The sequence below is a fragment of the [Bacteroides] pectinophilus genome (assembly GCA_025146925.1).
GTDB lineage: Bacteria > Bacillota > Clostridia > Lachnospirales > Lachnospiraceae > Bacteroides_F > Bacteroides_F pectinophilus.
This window is the reverse complement of the sequence record CP102260.1, coordinates 91,064-108,088: the sequence shown is the minus strand read 5'-3', so window position 1 is coordinate 108,088 and position 17,025 is coordinate 91,064. Positions and strand designations below refer to the sequence as shown.

Sequence of the window (17,025 nt, the reverse complement as noted above, 5' to 3'; positions counted from 1 at the left end):
AACCTCTTTAATCTCTGAAGTATATATCTCTCGTATATACCTTGTCCTTAACATCCTTAAGCATATCGTCAAGTCTGTTTGCCACAATAACATCCGAAGTTTTCTTGAACTCGTCAAAGTCCTTAATTACCCTGGAGTTACAGAAACTGTCATCCTTAAGTGCCGGATCATATATTACAACCTCAACACCCTTAGCCTTTATTCTTTCCATTATTCCAAGGATTGCACTCTGTCTGAAATTATCCGAATTAGCCTTCATTGCAAGTCTGTACAGTCCGACAATCTTAGGATTAAGCTCAAGTATCTGCTCTGCAATAAAGTCTTTACGTGTTCTGTTGGATTCTACAATTGCCCCCATAAGTTCATTAGGGACATCACTGTAATTGGCTCTCAGCTGCTTGGTATCCTTTGGCAGACAGTATCCGCCATATCCGAATGACGGGTTATTGTAGTGATTGCCTATTCTTGGGTCAAGACATACACCCTCTATAATATCCTTTGTGTTAAGTCCCTTCATGTCCGCATATGTATCAAGCTCATTGAAATATGCAACACGGAGTGCAAGATATGTGTTGGCAAAAAGTTTTACGGCCTCTGCCTCAGTAAATCCCGTGTATAATACAGGAATATCTTCCTTAATCGCACCCTCTGCAAGAAGGCCTGCAAATGTATGCGCAGCCTTGTTAAGTCTCTCATCATCCTTAGGCGCTCCTACAATAATTCTTGAAGGATAAAGATTGTCGTAAAGAGCACGTCCCTCACGCAAAAACTCCGGTGAAAATATAATATTGTGACAGTTCATGCGCTCGCTTACCGACTGTGTATAGCCGACCGGAACAGTTGATTTTATTACCATTACAGCATCCGGATTATATTCCATGACAAGCTTAATGACTGCTTCTACTGATGATGTGTCAAAATAATTCTTCTTTGAATCATAATTGGTAGGTGTAGATATAATTACAAAATCAGCGTCAGCATAAGCAGATTTTGCATCTGTTGTCGCCGTAAGATTAAGAGCCTTAGTTGAAAGATATTCCTCAATCTCCTTGTCAACGATAGGAGACTTCTTCCGGTTAATAAGGTCCACTTTTTCCTGAATAATGTCTACAGCATGTACTTCGTTGTGCTGTGCAAGTAATATTGCGTTGGAAAGTCCAACATATCCTGTTCCTGCTACTGCTATCTTCATAACTGTCTATCAATCCTTTCCCTTTGAATTGGAATATTCCAGGTCTGTTCTGCCTATATATGAGGCCATATCGCTGAATGTGCTGCCGAAGCTTCCGATAATTCCGCCTGTCTTTGATAATGCAAGCAGATCTATTATTGCATTCTCCATTCCTGATTTGGACTTTCTTGAAAGCTCTGCGCCTTCATTAATTATAACTCTTCCCGGAAAATGCTTCTGCATATATTCAATTACATCAGCGCCATCAGATGCAAGGTAGAACTTAACCTCCGGATTCGCATCAATCCTCTTTTGCATCTTTCCGACAAACATATCAAGAGGATTATTGGCAATCGCATACTTATGGTCGCCCCGGCGCACATGTACACCGATTACATTACATCTGATATACGATTTGTACTCTTCCTCTGTTGCAAATGCTCCGAACTGCTTCTCATAAAGTTCTCTTACAGCATCTTCAAATCTGTCCTGAAACTGAAGTGCCGAATAATCATGTGCAAGATCCGCACATTGGTATGAGCTTATCAGACACCATCTCTTATCGGAGTTGATAAACTTTTCAATAAGATTGTGGTTAACTGCATCCGCTTCAACGCGTGAAACGCCATCTGTCTCATATGTCAGTTCTGTTTCATTACTTCGCCTGTATCTGAAATAAAGATTAAATGCACAATGTTTTATTCCTCTTGCAACAAGACTGAATATGCGTCCTGACTTAAGAAGCTCCTTTGGTGTCTCCTTATAATAATCCAGATTGACTACCTTTACATTATCATCCTCAAATGGCTTAAATATATCCTCATAATGGCATGCAGCCTCAAAATTATCCTTCCACAGGATAACGAGTCTGCAATTATATTCTTTTGCAAACAGGTATGCATAATTAAGTGCACCCATTCTGTTACACAAGCCGCCTGTAGGCTCCGAATATATTACTTTCTGTGACATATGACTAATCCTCAATTCAAAATTATGCCTTCTTACCGAATATCTCTTCCTTATCCTTGTGGATGACCTTGCCATCCTTAACCTCATAGATATTATCGCAGTGCTGTACGGTTGTAAGTCTGTGTGCGATTATAATCATGGTCTTGCTTCCCTGAAGCTTCTCTATAGATTCCATAACAGCCTTCTCTGTCTCATTATCGAGGGCTGATGTTGCCTCGTCCAATACAAGAATATCCGGATTATAGTAAAGTGCTCTCGCAATTCCAATACGCTGCTTCTGACCACCTGACAGTCTTGCTCCGCGTTCACCGATTCTTGTCTCAAGGCCTTCGGGAAGTTCCTCTACAAAGCTCTTTAACTGTGCTTCCTCAAGTGCCTTCCATACCATCCCGTCATCAATCTCATCCTCAGGAATACCAAATGCAATATTCTTTCTGATATTATCATCAAACAGGAATATACTCTGTGGAATATATCCAAGCCGCTTCTGCCAGTTATATATATTGTCGTTGATACTCTCTCCGTCAACAAGCATCTGTCCTCCCTGCGGTGCAAGCACTCCAAGGATTATATCTGCAAGAGTAGTCTTACCTGCTCCTGATGGACCGATAAATGCTATTGACTCATTCTTCTTAAGTATAAGATCAATTCCGTCTATTACATTCTTGTCCGAATCAGGATAATGGAACGACAGGTTCTTAAGTTCAAATCTGTCATTAAGCGTAACTGCCGGCTTATTCTCCGTATTCTCAATATATTCCTCATTACCTTCACGCATCTCGTCAATGCTCTCATATATAGCATTAAATGAAGCAAGGTGAAATGCTATTGAGTTGATATAGCTTGCAATCTTATTAACTGAAGGAAGCAGTCTGAATGCTGCAACGGCAAACACAGATACAATTGGAATAAATGTACTTGGGTCAGCTCCCATAAGCAGTCTTATTGTGAGACTGACCATAAGGCTTCCGATTGTCACAACCTCCATTACCTGCTTAGGAATAATTCCAAGCACGTCACACTTGCGGTGAAGCTCAGCATATCTCGTGCTCTTATAATAATAATCATCCATAAAGAACTTCTCGCTGTGCGTTATCTTTACTTCCTTAACACCGCCAAATGCCTCAAGAACACATTTGTTCATCTGTGCCTCAAAATATCTGTCCTTCTGTCCAAGCACTGATACCTTTTTCTTAACAAACTTAAGCACAAGGAACATACTTATGCACATAATCACAACAACAAGTATTGTTATGACAGGGTCAGTTATTACAAGATATACAACCAGTACACCGCTTATAAGCAGTTCTGATGTCATCTGCAGAAGATTAAGGATTACAACAAAGCACCTGTTGGAATCTGCCGTAATGTTACGGATAAGGTCTGAGCTGTTCTGCTCACGCAGCCTTATATACGGAAGTCCCATGTAGTACTGCATCATTCTGCATGCGAGGTCTCTCTGGCTTCTGTACGTGTACTTATATATCTGGTTATTCATTGCAACAAGATATATATTTTTTACAAGATATACAACAACAAGTGACATTGCCAGAAGTGATATCATGCCGTTTGTTGACATTCCCGTTGCATTCTGGAATGATGACAGCAGTGAGCTGCCGCTTATAAACTCAGGATCCATAATCGCATTGACAAACGGAAGTATCATTGATACGCCGCACAGCTCCGCACCTGCTCCAAGTATCGTTAATATCAGTATTCCCAGAAGCCCCCACGCCTTTTCTTTTCCGAGAACATGTATAGCTTTCTTATATAAATTCATCCGATAAATCCTTTTCCTTTCAAGTAAGGTCCCTGACAAAAGCCTCAAGGCTGTCATATATTCCGTCCGGTGTAACCGGCTTTTCAAGCGGCCCCGAACCATATCCCGTCCGGACAAGTATAGCCTTTGTTCCTGCCTTCTTCCCCGTAAGAAGGTCTGTTGCCCTATCGCCCACAAAATATGAATCTTCAATATCTATATCAAAATCTTTTTTAGCCTTTTCTATCATCCCCGTATTAGGCTTTCTGCAGTCACATTCAATATTATACTGCGGCAGCGTACTATTCTCATTATGCCAGTGAGGGCAGTAGTACACTGCATCCACTCCGGTCTCTCTTATGAGGCGGTCATTCATTCTTCCAAGCTCTTCTTCCGTGAACATGCCCCTGCCTACTCCGGACTGGTTGGTAATAACGATTGCCCAGTAACCGAGTTCATGTATTCTGTCCACGCATTTCTTTGCAAAGGGATATATCTCCATATCCTCTGCTGTCTTCACATAGCTTTTTTCAACTGTTACACAGCCGTCCCTGTCAAGAAATATTGCCGGTTTTTTATTTTCCATAGTAGATAATAAGGCGCATTTATCTAAATGCGCCGTCCCTTTCAAGAATTGCGTCAACTACCTGCTGTAGAATAGTGACATGAACTGACTCAACAATTCCATATTGCTCAAGAGCGACATAAACATTAATATCGCCCATGCCTTTTATCTTGTTATCCGGCTTAAAGCCTGATAATGTTATTACGTTCATCTTCTTATTACGTGCCTCAGCTATTGCATTGACAATATTCATTGAATTGCCGGATGAACTTATTGCAATCAGGAGATCTCCTTCGCTGCCTATCTGCTCAAGCTGCTTGGAATACATATATTCATATCCAAAGTCATTGCCAAAACATGTGACAACCGATGCATCAAGAAGGGCTCCCGTCTTCATATTACCGTTCTTCTTGAAATCACTTGTCATATGGCTTGCAATGGCAGCACTTCCGCCGTTGCCGACAAAATATGCCGTTCTGCCTGATTTCTTAACTTCAGTGAAGGCATCAAGCATAGCCTGAATGCCCTCGCTGTATCCGTTAAGCTGCTCACTGCCTTTATAGAATTCACAGTTCTTTAATGCGTCTATGAACTGATTAAGGTATTCGGTGTGCATCTAGTTGTTTTCCTTTCCAAGGTACTTGAACCAGTCCTTAGTTGCCTCACTAATTGTGTCAGGTCTCCATACAGGAGCTTCACGCCAGTAATCGATGTTATCAAGAATCTTCTGTACGCCTTCCTCAAGTGTAACATGTGCATGCCAGTTAAGAGCCTTCTCAATCTTAGTTGTGTCTGCAAATGTGCAGTCCGGCTCGCCCGGTCTCTTAGGTATATGGATAATCTCACCGCCAAGAAGCTCGCAGAGCCTGTTTACTGAATATGTTCCGCCGCTTCCTACGTTAAATGTATCGTTAACGATATCTGACATTGCTGCTGTATAGAATGCATCAGCTACGTCAGTTACATATGTAAAGTCTCTTGTCTGCTCGCCTGTACCTACTACCGTGAAAGGTTCACCTGCAAGCTTCTGTGCAAGGAATACTCCGAATACCGCACCATATGTTCCCGATGTTCTTGAACGTGTGCCATATACATTGAAAAGTCTGAGAGTAACTACAGGAAGACCGTAGCACTGGCCCCAATGGAGAACTGTCTCCTCGCCAAGTCTCTTAGTAAGAGCATATGGGTACTGAGGACGGATCTCTGCCGTCTCCTTGGTAGGATACTCATCAGGAATACCATAGCATGATGATGAAGCTGCATATACAAGCTTCCTGATGCCTGCTGCTCTTGCGCACTCACATACATTGTAAGTACCGAGTACGTTAGATGAAAAGTAATCCCAAGGTCTCTGGATTGATGGAACAATATCAGCAAGAGCTGCCATATGGAAAATATAGTCAACGCCTTCAAATACCGGCTCAATCTGCTCCTTATTACGAATGTCCATCTCGTAGATTGTCAGATTAGGGTTGCCCTTCTGATGATCCAGATTAGCAGGACGTCCTGTTGAAAAGTTATCAATAACACGGACTGTATGACCTTCTGCCAGCAGTCTGTCTACAATATGCGAACCGATGAAGCCGCATCCGCCTGTTACTAATGAAACCATAACATTTCTCCTTTTGAAAAATATTTTGTATTATCAGCACTCTTTTACAGAGTGTAGTTATAAAGGCTTAAATCCTGATACTTACTGTCATACTTATCACGGTTGGCAAATGTTGCAACCTTAATTACAGGAATAAGCTCCTGCATCTTAAGATCATCCTTCCAGAGCTCCTTAAGATATGCCTCCAGCTGTACCGGATTATCAAATCCGAAGTCCATGATTCTCTCAGGGAATACCTGAACCCTGGCTGAATCAGTATAGTATGAATCAGCTTCCTTAGTTCCGAATATCTTCTCGGTGTTAGCCTGTGATGCATTGGCCTTAGCAAATGCATAAATTCTTGCCGATTCTTCTGTCGTTGTACATCCGGCATCCGCAGCAGCCTGTGATGAAGCCTCAGGGACCTGCTGTGCCTGTGTACCGGCATTGTTCTCAGTATTCTTTCCCTTGAACAGTTTATTAATCAAGCTCATATTCTGACCTCCAGTCCTGCTTATCCTCGAACTTAGGCTGCTCATCCTTAAGGAGAACAAAATCATCAAGTACAAGGACATCCATCTCAGTTCTCATAAAACACTTATATGCGTCCTGAGGTGTGCACACAATAGGCTCACCACGAACATTGAATGAAGTATTAACGATAACACTGCATCCCGTAAGCTTCTTAAATTCCTTTATAAGGTCATAGTAGCCCGGATTGCGCTTCTCATTAACTGACTGGATTCTCGCACTGTAATCAATATGTGTAACCGCAGGAATGTCTGAACGCTTTGAATTAACTATCGGAAGCATATCAAAATCCGTAGCCTTAAGCATTGCATCCCTGTCAAACGGTATCTGACGCTCTTTTCTTACATTCTCAACAAGAAGCATGTAAGGACTTGGGCAGTCAATCTCAAAATAGTCTGATATATCCTCTTCAAGTACTGAAGGTGCAAATGGTCTAAATGACTCTCTGTACTTAATCTTAAGATTAAGCTTGGACTGCATCTTTTCGCTTCTCGGGTCTGCAATGATACTTCTGTTGCCGAGTGCTCTCGGTCCGAACTCCATTCTTCCTGAGCATCTTCCGATTATGTTCTCGTCTGCGAGAAGCTTTGCGACCTCCCTGTTAACATCTGCACCATAATCATGATACTTATATCCGTTGTCATCAAGGAACTTCTTGATATAATCATGTGAATATTCAGGTCCGAGGTAGCTTCCCTGCTGTGAGTCGTCAGGGTCAGCAGTTCTCTTTACTCCATACTTTTCATATGCTGCATAGAGTGCGCATCCAAGTGCTCCGCCTGCATCGCCTGCTGCCGGCTGGATCCAGATGTTATCAAACACACCTGTGTTAAGCACCTTGCCGTTAGCAACGCAGTTAAGTGCAACACCACCTGCCATACACAGATTCTTCTCTCCCGTAATCTTCTGTGCATGCTTTGCAAGTGCAATAACTATCTCCTCTGTAACCTTCTGTGCTGAGGCTGCGATATCCATCTCGCGCTTTGTTATCGTACTCTCCATCTCACGCTTAGGCCCGCCGAATAACTCAGCAAACTTATCATTAGTCATATATTCATTCTTGTAATAGTCAAAATATTCAAGATTAATTCTGAAAGAACCGTCTTCCTTAAGGTCAATCAGCTTCTCCTTGATTATGTCATAGTATACAGGCTCACCATATGGTGCAAGTCCCATAAACTTATAATCGCCTGAGTTAACCTTGAAACCGCAGAATGCTGTAAATGCACTGTATATAAGTCCAAGTGAATGAGGATATCTTAATTCCTCAAGCATCTCAATGTGTCCGCCCCTGCCATGAGCTATTGTTGTTGTAGCCCACTCACCGACACCGTCAATTGTAAGTATTGCGGCACTCTCGAATGGCGAAGGGTAGAAAGCTGACGCTGCGTGCGACATATGATGCTCACATACCTGAAGCCTGTCTTCCTTACCAAGTCTGCCAAAACGCTTACGAAGATGCTCTGCTATCCAGAGTCTCTCAGCAAACATTCCGTCATGTGTACGCTCTATAAGACCATCAGACTCACTTCCGAGTGCTTCTGCATTCTTAACAAAGCGGTCAAGAGTAAGCAGCGGATTATCGTAATATACAACCGCATCAAGCTCCTCCATCTTCTTACCTGCTGCCTTAAGGCAATATATTATAGCATTCTCAGGTACTCGGTTGTCATGCTTCTTACGGCTGAAACGCTCTTCCTGAACAGCCGCAATAATTCTGCCGTCTTCAATTATCGCCGCCGCAGAATCATGATATAAAGCGGAAATTCCTAAAATATGCATGTTCTCTTAATCCTTTCTTGATGTAAAAACCACGTTTTATTATAACATACTCATCCTACAAGTTCAATCGTCACCGGCAGAATCCTGTCTGCTATAATACGATTGCCCGGTTCAAGAAGATGGCAGTCATCCATGTACCACTTCATATTGCCATCCATGGCATCTGTGATATCAGTAATATAATCAATATCTTTTATGAGTTCTTTCATCTCTTCCGTAAGCTGTCTGTAATGCTGTGCCGCAGCATCTTCCAGAAGCTCCCTGTGAAATGATATCTGCCCGCCCTTACCTGCATACGCGTTAGGCTGCAGAAATGCATGAAACGGTATTCCGAACTCTTCACATACTGCATGCATCATTCTTATATTGTCAACCCAGTAACGGGAATATGGCTTTTTATTCTCAAGACCGGCCGTAACCGCTTTAAGTGTCAGCTTTGAGTCACTGCCGGTATTGCGGTAAGCCTTATTATTCACAACAAGCCCGGCATCAACGCTCCTGTCCGCTATCTCTTTCTGGTAGTCAAGAACAAATGGCGTGCTGCTCTCCAGCATCTTAATATCATTAATCCCGCTGTATGATATAACTGCATCCGGATTCATCGGAATAACATCCCTTATGCACTTTATAAGCTCCTGCGTTGAATTAGCCGCAGCAATTCCTCCACAATACACAACAGCATTAATTCCGCGGTCCGTAAGTCTGTGCTGCATAATCTCCGACCAGCTCATAACATTGGCAAATGTTGCATCCGTCGTACTTCCACCAAGTGTAACAATAATCTTCTTCGGTCTGGAATCATCCGTATTACTGTCAAATATTGTGAATCCCGGTATGTCATCTATTCTTGTAAATCCAAGATTAACATCATACACGTCGAGCAGCCTGCTGCCGCCCGGGATATTGGCATTGCAGAACACATGAAGCTGTTCCGGCTCAAATCCCAGTTCAAGAAGCGCACCAAGAATTCTGTGCATTCGGTTAGACGCAATAAGTGCAATGTATATATCATCAGTATTCTCATACATAACACTCTCAACAGTCCTTACATCCCTGCCGTTAACCTTAACGCCAGAATTCTCCGTATCAATATAATATGCTGCGCCGGCACATCCCATTGATACAAGCCTTTTATCAAGATTAACTGCCGTATCGTCACTTCCGCACAGTATAAGCTTTTTATTGCCAAGCTCTCTCTTAATATGCCTTGCGGTAATAAGCTGCTGTGCAGCTTCAGGATTAACCCTGCCAAGGATATCTCCCGCAATCTGATTTAACTTTCCCATTGTTCTCCATTCCACCATATATGTAATTCATATATATAATTCATCAACCTATCAGCCGGATTAATCAAGAAGCCACTGATTATTCTTAAGGAATTCTATTCCTATAGATGCACGGCACCACTTTGCTTCGTATCTGTCAGCATTATTCTGCATAATTCCAAAATATCTGTCCATAAGCTTCTGCTCTTCAGCGCTGTATGCAAATGTACCTTCAATTCTTGCAAGCATCTCTTTTACAACAGATAATATCTCGTCTTCGGTATTTTTTTCAAATACAAAACCATTATTAACATAGTATTCAACAAGATCTTTATATTCAGGATATGTCATCTCATACTCAAGCATCTGCCTGATTGTGAGATACTTTTTATTCTTAGTGTCAAATATCTTCTCGGGAAGAAGCAGGTCACGCTCAACAAATGTCGGACCATACGCATCTCCGCTCATTGTAAAGTACGGCAGATTGAGCAGAATCATCGGTCTGTCAAAAAGCTGTGCAAATGATATTATTCCCGAATGGTCACCCATGAAGAAATCTGCTTTGGAGTGGATATACAGATCCATCATTGCATCGTACTGCTTGGATGCGTCTATAATTCCGTTGCCGAGTTCATCTGCATTCTCATTGAGTCCGACATATACACATTGAATTCCGTTATTCTGAAGATAATCCACGGCCTTGTAATACGTTGAGGTATCACCGTTACGCACTCCTCCGAGACTTCCCCCCTTGGCAACACGGTTCCTGAAGCTTACATAACGCCCCGTTACACCGATTTTCTTAAGGTATTCATCACCATGACGCTTCTCTTCTTCACTGTATTCAATTGCCTTAAAACCACGGTAATCCGCATACGCGTCCTTAGAGCCGTCCGCCTCAAGGCTTCCCGGTGCAAAGCTGCTCCATGTTGTCAGATCTATCTCATCAAAATGATAATTCAGTATATACAGATAAAGTCTTATGTTGCTCTTATCCGGCACAAACAGGAAATCAAAGAACTTCGGCACCTCCGGGTTGGGAAGCTTCACATCCCCCGTCTCAGGGTCAATCTTTGCCGGCACCATAATATGCAGCTTATTGTCACAGTCTGCCTTATTATGCTTTGCAATAAGAAATGTCTGCACAAACGCCCCCAGCGCAAGATTAAAGAGAAAATGCACCTGAATGCCGTCTTTTCCCTCCATAAGCTCCTGATACTGCTGCTCAAGCGCCTGTATCTCCCTATCTGTATCAGCACAATTTACAAAAAGAGTCTCCCTGTCAAGCACTCCCGTATCGGCAATCTGTGCCTTAACACTGACGAGCAGACGCTGTGCTGCTTTTTTTTCACGTATTGCACCGGGTATCAGTGCCTTCTTTATTCTGTTTTTAATTACGGTTTTCCTTTTCTCTATCATCTGATTATAATCCTATCCGTTATTCAGCCTGCACCCTGTGCGTTCTACACATTCATAAGTGTGCTCGCATATTTGAGGACATTAACCTTCTCAACAGGCTTCTTGTTACCAACAATGTTAGCCGCAAGCGCTGCCGCAATATTACCCATGAAAGTTCCGATCTCCCATGGTGCCTCAACTCCTGTGCAGAGAGCAGCAAGTGAGAAAAATGCATCTCCCGCGCCTATTGTATCCTTTGTCTTATTAGTAAGCGCAGGACATCTCATTATGTTCTCATTCTCATCAATGACCTCTGCACCCTGACCACCCATAGTATGCCAGCCGCAGCTGTGAAGATGATTAGACAGCATTGCAAGCTTCTCCTGATGGCTTGCGCTGTTATAATCGGAGAATGCGAGCTTAAGCTCCTTGTCATCAAGTGAAAATGCATCAGCACGTGTATATTTTGTTATAAGATTAGTTCCGTAATTGGAAGAATTAGTCTGACAGTTAATTACAAGCGTCTTAGCCTGCTTTTCAATTATCTCTCTTGTCTTTCTGTCAATAAGCCCGTGTCCGAAATCACACAGAACCACAAGGTCATATTCCTTGAGATTGCGCTCAAGCTTCTCTCTGAATGCAGTCTTGGCAGGCTTATCAATCGACATATCAAGCGGAATGTTATTGATAACAAATACCTTGTCTACCTCATCCTTCTTGACATCCTCAGATACATAACGCTTCTTTACTATAGTCGGGTATTCATCTGAATATACAAAATCAACCGCTATCTCCTCAGGGAGAACTCTCTTGAAGGTCGGCTCGAACTCCGGCTCCTTGCCTACAACTGCCATAAGCTTTACATTATTGCAGAATGATGCGATATGTCTTGCGATTGCGATTGAACCTCCGAGATACTTCTCGTCTCTGTGAAGTCTTGCAGAATATGCAACATTCTTAGACATAAGGCCCTGAACCTCGCAGAATACATACTCATCAATGATTACATCACCGACAACCAGAACCTTGAGATCCTGCATCTTCTCAGTATATGCCTTAATATCATCCATTGTGTAACGCTGCTTGAAATCCTGCATATACTCCTTTACTTCCTCTGTAAGTGCCGGAAATGCAGTATTAATAAGTTTTGTTGAGCTGAATACCTGACCTGAGGTGTAACGCACATCACCGCCGTGCTTACGGACAAGTGCGACTTCCTCTCCAATCTTGCCTGTTATATCATCCTCAGCCTTGGCATATTCCTGACCCTTTACATACAAGTCAGGCTCCACAGTCTCTATCATATCATCAGCCGTATATCCGTCTGACATCATAACATAATCTATGCATCCGATTGCCGAAAGCATTGTCTTACGCATCTCATCATCAAAATACGGACGTCCCGGGCCTTTTCTTACATACCTGGCTGCCGTATACGAAACAACAAGGACATCTCCCATAGCCTTGGCCTGCTGGAAATATATGATATGTCCCGGATGAACAAGGTCAAATACGCCATGACACAGAACAACCGTCTTTCCCTCTCTTTTAAACTTTGCACGGAGTTCCTTCATCTCCTCTTTAGATACAAACGTTCCCATATTGCCTCCTTTTAAGTGCGCTTCTTCAATCTATATAATATCTGCCACGGTTTTACCTTAAGCGTATTAAGTATCTTCCACCTCATGTACCCATCAGCCTGTCCGCACAGTTTTGCATAATGCCACCATATATCCCCCGGTATTGCAGAAGAATAATGTTTCTGATAATCAGTCTGCCATGGCCTGTATCCCGGAAAATGCAGTATTGCCGATTCTGATAATATCATGTCTGCAAGCTTATATGAATATCCGGACACCTGACAGTTGTACCTGAATGCATCAGCGAACTTTATCTTATCGTGAAACATTGCATTGAGCATATACTGGTCGGGATAATGCAGCTTATCCATATTCTCAAGCGCATATTCCACAGCCGCATCTCTTGTAATGCCATTATTGCGCAATGCTTTAAGATTAATCAGAAGCACTCCTGAATTAACATATATCTCTTCGCTGCTCCATCCAAGATTATCGTATTCTTCCTTTATCTTGCCGTGGCTTATTGCAATATCTTCACATGCTGCATAATACATGCTGTCAAAATCCGTATTATAAAAATCCTTTATACTGCCGTTAACAATTATATCGCCATCAAGCCACAGTATTCTGTCCTCACTCTCAGGTATGAATTCCTGTGCAAATATCCGGAAAAACATCTCAACCGACCACATACCGAGAGGCAGCTTATCCAGACTGCCAAGTCTGTCTTTTCCAAAATAATATTCTCTTACCGATGCACTGCCATGGCTCTGGTTCCTGACCAATTCCTTAATTGAATCAAGTCCTTTGCGGCTTAGTCCGTCAGTGTATGGTACATGCACTGTTATATTCTCATCCGGATTATTCTTAATCAGTGATGTCAGCATAACCTGATAACATTTGACAAATGCATCATTCATTGCCACAAGAATATTCATCAGCGTCTTCCTTTCTCCTTGATGAATGCCTGCTCCCACAAAAACAGCTGCAGCTTATTCCATACATGGTAACATGCAAAGCTGAAAGATACACTGTCATCATTAAGCACCTTTTCAAAGTCAGCCTTAACCTGTGCCGGATTATCTATAAGGTCACAGTTCATAAAATCTGCCGAGTTCATGATATCAGCAAACATCTCTCTGTAGCAGGTCTTCATCCAGTTATTGATAGGTGCGTTGAATCCTACTTTTGTTCTTCTGTAAGCTATATCTTTTGGCATAAACGGTGCCATTGCATCACGGATTATCGACTTGGTGTATCCGTCATGAAGCTTTGACTTCCATCCGATAGAGAATGCATACTGTACAAGTCTGTAATCCATAAATGGCATTCTTATCTCAACACTCGCTGCCATGCTGTCCCTGTCATAATTACGGAGCAGTGTCGGAAGTACTGTCTCATGCGTAGACACAAACAGTGCCTTATTAAGATTATCAAGCTCCTTCCATGCCGGATGTCCGGTATATGAGCTGTCCACTGCAGGCTTTCCTAGAATCCTGCGTCCATAGTAGTGTATAAGATTATCCACATATATTCTGTTACGCTTTTTCTTAAACTCAGATGAATTAACATCCGCTTCCTTATCGCTTAACTGATCAACATAGGCCCTTATGATATTATCAACATCGTGCATCTTAAAATGTGCATCCGGAAGCGCTCTTAAGGCGTCAAAATTATAACCGCAGTAAAGCTCATCAGCACCATGTCCGTCAAGAGAAACCAGTGTGCCGTGCTTCCTCTCCTGCTCATATATCTTCATCATCGGAATCTGTGTATTCACCCACAGGTCTTCAAACAGATAAGTCTTATTGAGCAGCTCGTCATATGACACGCTCTCATCTATATTGAGAAATGTACTGTTTATTCCAAGATGGTCTGTTACCTGCCTGGCATATCTTGTCTCGTCAAACGGCGTTCCTGCAAATGTTGCAACAAATGCATGCTGCCAGTCATTGTTAACCCTGTCATTATCCGCACCGTTCATAATGTGCGCCATTGCGCATATGGTTGCACTTGAATCAAGCCCTCCTGAAAGTGCTGTTCCCAATGTAACATCACTTCTCATTCTTATTCTGCATGAATCAAGGAACAGTTCACGGAACTTTTCAACCTGCTCCTCATAAGCTGCAGGGACATCAACTATATGATCAAGAGTATTCCACCAGCGCTTCATCTCAATATTACCGGACGCATCAATCCATGCGCAGAAGCCTGCAGGAAATCTCTTAATCTCCTCAACGAGACATTCATCCTGCATCTCATAATGTGGGTTCTTAAGATATCTTTCAATAAGAGAACGATTAATATCGGTCTTATCAAGCAGTGGCATTATTGCCTTCATCTCTGATGCAAATGCTATTCTTCCACCCTGATTGGCAATATACAAAGGCTTAATTCCAAACCGGTCACGGCTTATGAACATCTTCTTCTCAAGCCTGTCCCATATTGCAAATGTCCACATTCCGTTAAACATATCGAGGCACTTCTCACCCCACTCGATAAACGCAGCAATAATGACCTCTGTGTCCGTGTCACTCTTAAATGTATAACCCTTTGACATGAGTTCCCTGCGGATTTCTATAAAATTATATACTTCTCCGTTGAATGTTATCTCATATCTCCCATCAGCATATGACATCGGCTGCCTGCCATTCTCTGACAGATCAAGAATCGAAAGTCTTCTGTGCCCAAGTGTAACACCATCTTCCTGCCATATCCCATATCCGTCAGGTCCGCGGTGTATCATCCTGTTAAGGCAGTCCAGTGCTTTTTCTTCACTTATTCTGTAATTAATCGTTCCAAATATTCCACACATTTATATGCAAGCCCTCACAAATCCTTAATCTTCAAAGTAACCTGCCTCCATAAGGCGTTCCTCAATTATGCCACAGATTATATGAATCAGCATGATATGCGCTTCCTGTATATGCGGCGTCATTGTGCATGGCACGTTAAAAGTATAATCACATACTTTTCTGAGCTTCCCTCCGGACTCTCCCGTAAGCGCTACAGTAGTTATCCCCATATTCTTCGCTCTCTCGCAGGCTTTTACACAATTAGCCGAATTGCCGCTTGTTGATATTGCAAAAATTACATCCCCTTCTCTTCCAAGCGCTGTCACCTGCTTCTCATATACAGAATCATAATCGTAATCATTACCAAGTGCCGTAAGTATCGTAGTGTTGGCATTGAGCGCAACTGCCGGAATTCCTTTACGCTCCATCATATACCTGCCGACAAGCTCACCTGCCATGTGCTGCGCATCGGATGCACTTCCTCCGTTGCCGCACATAAGAAGCTTATTGCCCGAAAGATATGCGTCAACACACACATCCGCCACCTTTTCGATTTTCTCTATAAACTCCTCATCCTGAAGAATCTTTTTCTTTGTATCAATGCTGTCACTGATATTCTGAATAATCATCTCTTTCTTGTTCATATTTATCTCCATTTCTGCCTGTTATTTTACCTCGTAAAGATGCAGGCAATACAGCACTTCCTTGATAAATGCCTTAAGTGCATTCTCCGAATACCTGTCACGGAACTGCTTTGCAATCTTCCTGTCCACAAAGGGTTCCGTAAATGTATAATTCTTCTTTCCCTGTATTGTAGTGTTGTAGTTAGTGCTTACGCTTCCAAAATGGGTTCCTGATCCGTCAAACCCTTCATTATCGACATAAGAAGCCGATGGATATATCGTAACCATATCATGAATGCTCTCATTATATCCCCAGCGTATCGCCCACGAATCTATGAGGTCCAGCATCTGTCTGTCAAGCTGGAATGACAGGTCACGACCTCCCCGGTTGAAGCGTCTTCTCTTAAAATAATTCCTGTCAAATGACTTAAAGCTTCTTACATTCCAGTCATTCATAACCCATCTGTCTTTCCACGTTGCCCAGCCCCAGCTGCAGCATCTGTAGAAAGCGTACACATCTTTATCATAGCCTTTAAGCGCCGGAAGCGGAAGTGTATATCCGCTTATTGACCATACTTTATCATTATCTTTGTAGTATTCGAGCGCATCATTCATATAATTAAGGAAATACGGTGATGTAACAATATCATCCTCAACAACTATAGCCGTTCCATGTCTGTCTATAACGTCCGACACGCCACCTATAACAGCATCAGCGAGACCTTTGTGGATCTGTGCAGCTTCAGTTGTGATGTCTGCAAATACTTTTCCGCAGCCGGATGCAGTGAACTCCTCAACGTACTTCTTCACTGCCTCATTAGCCTTAACCTGCTCACTATCCTTTGGCAGGCCCTCCTTTGGTGCATCAATATATATATACAGGGAAGTCTCATCTGCTCCCTCATTAGCTGCAAGTGCTTCAAGCGTTCTCTTAAGATGCTCTTTTCTGTTATATGCAAATACTACTACCGGTGCTCTCATATGCTCCTCCGTATA

General features: G+C 42.5%; 15 protein-coding genes. All 15 read right to left on the bottom strand.

All coding sequences use genetic code 11. The features are described 5' to 3' along the window. Positions 1 to 7 precede the first annotated feature (7 nt). Genes NQ488_00465 through NQ488_00395 form a run of 15 tightly spaced genes read right to left on the bottom strand, consistent with a single transcriptional unit; the run spans position 8 to position 17,010 of the window. A complete protein-coding gene (locus tag NQ488_00465) occupies positions 8 to 1,192 on the bottom strand; it encodes a nucleotide sugar dehydrogenase (protein ID UWN95819.1) in 1,185 nt (394 codons plus the stop codon). A 9-nt stretch (positions 1,193 to 1,201) separates the two neighbouring features. After that, on the bottom strand, positions 1,202 to 2,140 hold the full coding sequence (locus NQ488_00460; GenBank protein UWN95818.1) for a hypothetical protein: 939 nt from the start codon (positions 2,138 to 2,140) through the stop codon (positions 1,202 to 1,204). Positions 2,141 to 2,162: 22 nt separating this feature from the next. Further along, complete coding sequence (locus tag NQ488_00455; protein ID UWN95817.1) at positions 2,163 to 3,920, bottom strand: ABC transporter ATP-binding protein/permease; 1,758 nt, start codon at positions 3,918 to 3,920, stop codon at positions 2,163 to 2,165. 19 nt (positions 3,921 to 3,939) lie between these two features. Further along, positions 3,940 to 4,485, bottom strand: coding sequence for an HAD family hydrolase (locus NQ488_00450; protein UWN95816.1), 546 nt, complete (start codon positions 4,483 to 4,485; stop codon positions 3,940 to 3,942). A 19-nt stretch (positions 4,486 to 4,504) separates the two neighbouring features. After that, positions 4,505 to 5,080, bottom strand: coding sequence for an SIS domain-containing protein (locus NQ488_00445; protein ID UWN95815.1), 576 nt, complete (start codon positions 5,078 to 5,080; stop codon positions 4,505 to 4,507). After that, positions 5,081 to 6,076, bottom strand: coding sequence for an SDR family oxidoreductase (locus tag NQ488_00440; protein UWN95814.1), 996 nt, complete (start codon positions 6,074 to 6,076; stop codon positions 5,081 to 5,083). Positions 6,077 to 6,120: 44 nt separating this feature from the next. Further along, entirely contained in the window at positions 6,121 to 6,549 is a 429-nt protein-coding gene (locus NQ488_00435) for a hypothetical protein (GenBank protein UWN95813.1), read from the bottom strand. Further along, positions 6,536 to 8,368 carry a carbamoyltransferase gene (locus tag NQ488_00430; protein ID UWN95812.1) on the bottom strand — a complete coding sequence of 611 codons (1,833 nt, stop codon included), beginning with the start codon at positions 8,366 to 8,368 and terminating at the stop codon, positions 6,536 to 6,538. Before NQ488_00430 ends, NQ488_00435 begins: the two co-directional genes overlap by 14 nt. 50 nt (positions 8,369 to 8,418) lie before the next feature. Next, positions 8,419 to 9,654: an SGNH/GDSL hydrolase family protein gene (locus NQ488_00425; GenBank protein UWN95811.1), complete on the bottom strand. Its 1,236-nt coding sequence runs from the start codon at positions 9,652 to 9,654 to the stop codon at positions 8,419 to 8,421. A 60-nt stretch (positions 9,655 to 9,714) separates the two neighbouring features. Beyond that, entirely contained in the window at positions 9,715 to 11,052 is a 1,338-nt protein-coding gene (locus tag NQ488_00420; GenBank protein ID UWN95810.1) for a TIGR04372 family glycosyltransferase, read from the bottom strand. 44 nt (positions 11,053 to 11,096) lie between these two features. Beyond that, positions 11,097 to 12,632: a PfkB family carbohydrate kinase gene (locus tag NQ488_00415; protein ID UWN95809.1), complete on the bottom strand. Its 1,536-nt coding sequence runs from the start codon at positions 12,630 to 12,632 to the stop codon at positions 11,097 to 11,099. A gap of 11 nt (positions 12,633 to 12,643) precedes the next feature. Continuing rightward, positions 12,644 to 13,549 carry a glycosyltransferase family 8 protein gene (locus NQ488_00410; GenBank protein ID UWN95808.1) on the bottom strand — a complete coding sequence of 302 codons (906 nt, stop codon included), beginning with the start codon at positions 13,547 to 13,549 and terminating at the stop codon, positions 12,644 to 12,646. After that, positions 13,549 to 15,426, bottom strand: a complete 1,878-nt coding sequence (asnB, locus tag NQ488_00405) for an asparagine synthase (glutamine-hydrolyzing) (protein ID UWN95807.1) — start codon at positions 15,424 to 15,426, stop codon at positions 13,549 to 13,551. Before asnB ends, NQ488_00410 begins: the two co-directional genes overlap by 1 nt. 24 nt (positions 15,427 to 15,450) lie before the next feature. Further along, positions 15,451 to 16,050 (bottom strand): D-sedoheptulose 7-phosphate isomerase, encoded by a 600-nt coding sequence (locus tag NQ488_00400; protein UWN95806.1) that lies wholly within the window; start codon positions 16,048 to 16,050, stop codon positions 15,451 to 15,453. 21 nt (positions 16,051 to 16,071) lie between these two features. After that, the gene (locus NQ488_00395) at positions 16,072 to 17,010 is read right to left on the bottom strand and encodes a sugar transferase (protein ID UWN95805.1); all 939 of its coding nucleotides are present in this window, start codon (positions 17,008 to 17,010) and stop codon (positions 16,072 to 16,074) included. Positions 17,011 to 17,025 lie beyond the last annotated feature (15 nt).